Raw genomic sequence first — 1,771 nt, 5'->3', positions numbered from 1 at the left:
CGCCGGGCATGGGCCATGCAGCCAATCTCGGTCACGCCGAGTTCGAAGCTGGCCTTGTAACCGCCAAAATCGTCGCAGACCAACTTACCTTTCCAGCCTTGCAGGAAGTTGCGAGCATGCTCACCGGCACGGCTGGGACTGAAGTCATAAACCACCGCTGCCAAGTCCGAGAACTGGCTGGTGGCGTAGGCCCACACATAGGAACGGTGAGTTTTCTTTGTTCCCGGCATGAGCATCTGCACCGGTGTTTCATCTGCGTGGATGACTTGTTGCCCAAGCACTACTTCGCGCAGCGCGTCGACCAGAGGCTGCAACTGCACGCCCGTCACGCCAACCCATTGAGCCAAGGTTGAGCGTGGAATCGCCAGGCCCGCTCGACCGAAGATCGATTCCTGACGGTAAAGCGGCAGATGGTCCGCAAACTTGGCAATCATGACGTGTGCAAGTAGGCCCGCAGTCGGGATGCCCTTATCAATAACCTGCGCCGGAACCGGTGCCTGGATCAGCGTTTCGCAGTCATCGCAGACCCACTTGCCACGGACATGGCGTTCGACGGTGAACACGCCGGGCGTGTAGTCCAGCTTCTCGCTAACGTCCTCACCGATGCGCTTGAGGGCGCAGCCGCATGGGCAGTGAGTGTTGTCCGGTTCGTGATGGATCAGTGTGCGTGGAAACTCAGCCGGTAATGCAGTGCGCTTGGGTTTCTGCTTTTTCTCGGTCGCCGCTGGCACTGTCTGCAAGGCCTGAAGCTCTGCTTCAATCGCTGCGATATCGGTATCGATCAGGTCATCTAGCAAACTGGCCTGCTCAGGATTCATCTGCTCGCTGCGCTTGGCAAACTTCAAACGCTTGAGCTGGGCGATCTCGTGGGTCAGTTTCTCGATCAGCGTTTGGTCGCGGTTGATTTTCTTGCCCATCGTGTCGACTTGCGACAGCAACTGCGCTGCCAAAGCACGCAGTTGGTCGGGGGACATTTGGTCGAGATTGGGAGAAGAAGTCATGCGCCGGATTTTGCCAGAGCAGGCGCTTCGCGGCGATAGACCGATAGGCTAATGGCAGCCGTTAGAGCAGTGTGATCGAGCCTCCAGAACCTGCGCGTTGCCATGGCAGACCCAGCACCAATGCCTGAAGTTGCTCGGTATCCAGTTCCATTTCAGAACCATGGCGAATGCCAGGCCAGTGGAACTTGCCTTGGTTCAACCGGCGCGCCGTCAGCCATATTCCGAAGCCGTCATGCACCAGCACTTTCATGCGATTGGCGCGGCGGTTGGCGAACAGATAAGCACAGTGCGGCTGCGCCGCACCGAACACCGCGATCACCTTGGCTAACGCCGTTTCGGTGCCTGCGCGCATGTCCATCGGCTCGGTGGCGAGCCAGATGGAGTCGATGCGAATCATCGTAGAAGGTCTCGAAGAAAGGTCGCGCAGGCAGCAGCATTTTCAGTGGGCCAGTTCACTTTTACAGTGCCGCGCGAGTGTTGTATTTCAACGCAGATATTCGATGAGGCCGGGTGCAAGCTTGCCCCGGCCAGCGGTACAGGTAACGGAATAAACGCAGGTTGCAGCGCTGTGCTTTTCTGCGATTGCAGCCGAATCCATTTGTGTACGAGGTTTGCGTTGAGGTTATGACTGAGTGCGATGCTGGCAATCGAAGCGCCGGGCTGGGCACACTCTTGAATGACCTGTGCCTTGAAGGACTTGGAATAGGAACGGCGTGTTGGCTGCATGAAATACCCGCTTAAAAGGCTAGAACTGGTGTCCACTTAAATTT

The 1,771-nt window shown here is 57.3% G+C and carries 3 protein-coding genes; all 3 read right to left on the bottom strand.

Annotated features, from left to right (window positions below; all coding sequences use genetic code 11):
- The coding region (locus tag AACY52_RS28350) for an IS66 family transposase (protein WP_339561075.1) at positions 1-1,001 on the bottom strand (1,001 nt) is incomplete at its 3' end.
- Positions 1,002-1,062: 61 nt separating this feature from the next.
- On the bottom strand, positions 1,063-1,398 hold the full coding sequence (gene tnpB / locus AACY52_RS28345) for an IS66 family insertion sequence element accessory protein TnpB (protein ID WP_339421081.1): 336 nt from the start codon (positions 1,396-1,398) through the stop codon (positions 1,063-1,065).
- The gene (locus AACY52_RS28340) at positions 1,395-1,727 is read right to left on the bottom strand and encodes a transposase (protein WP_339421080.1); all 333 of its coding nucleotides are present in this window, start codon (positions 1,725-1,727) and stop codon (positions 1,395-1,397) included. The genes tnpB and AACY52_RS28340 overlap by 4 nt, the downstream gene beginning before the upstream one ends.
- Positions 1,728-1,771: the final 44 nt, after the last annotated feature.

The organism is Pseudomonas sp. EA_65y_Pfl1_P113, assembly GCF_963970525.1.
GTDB lineage: Bacteria > Pseudomonadota > Gammaproteobacteria > Pseudomonadales > Pseudomonadaceae > Aquipseudomonas > Aquipseudomonas tritici.
This window is presented reverse-complemented; position numbering and strand designations above follow the sequence as displayed.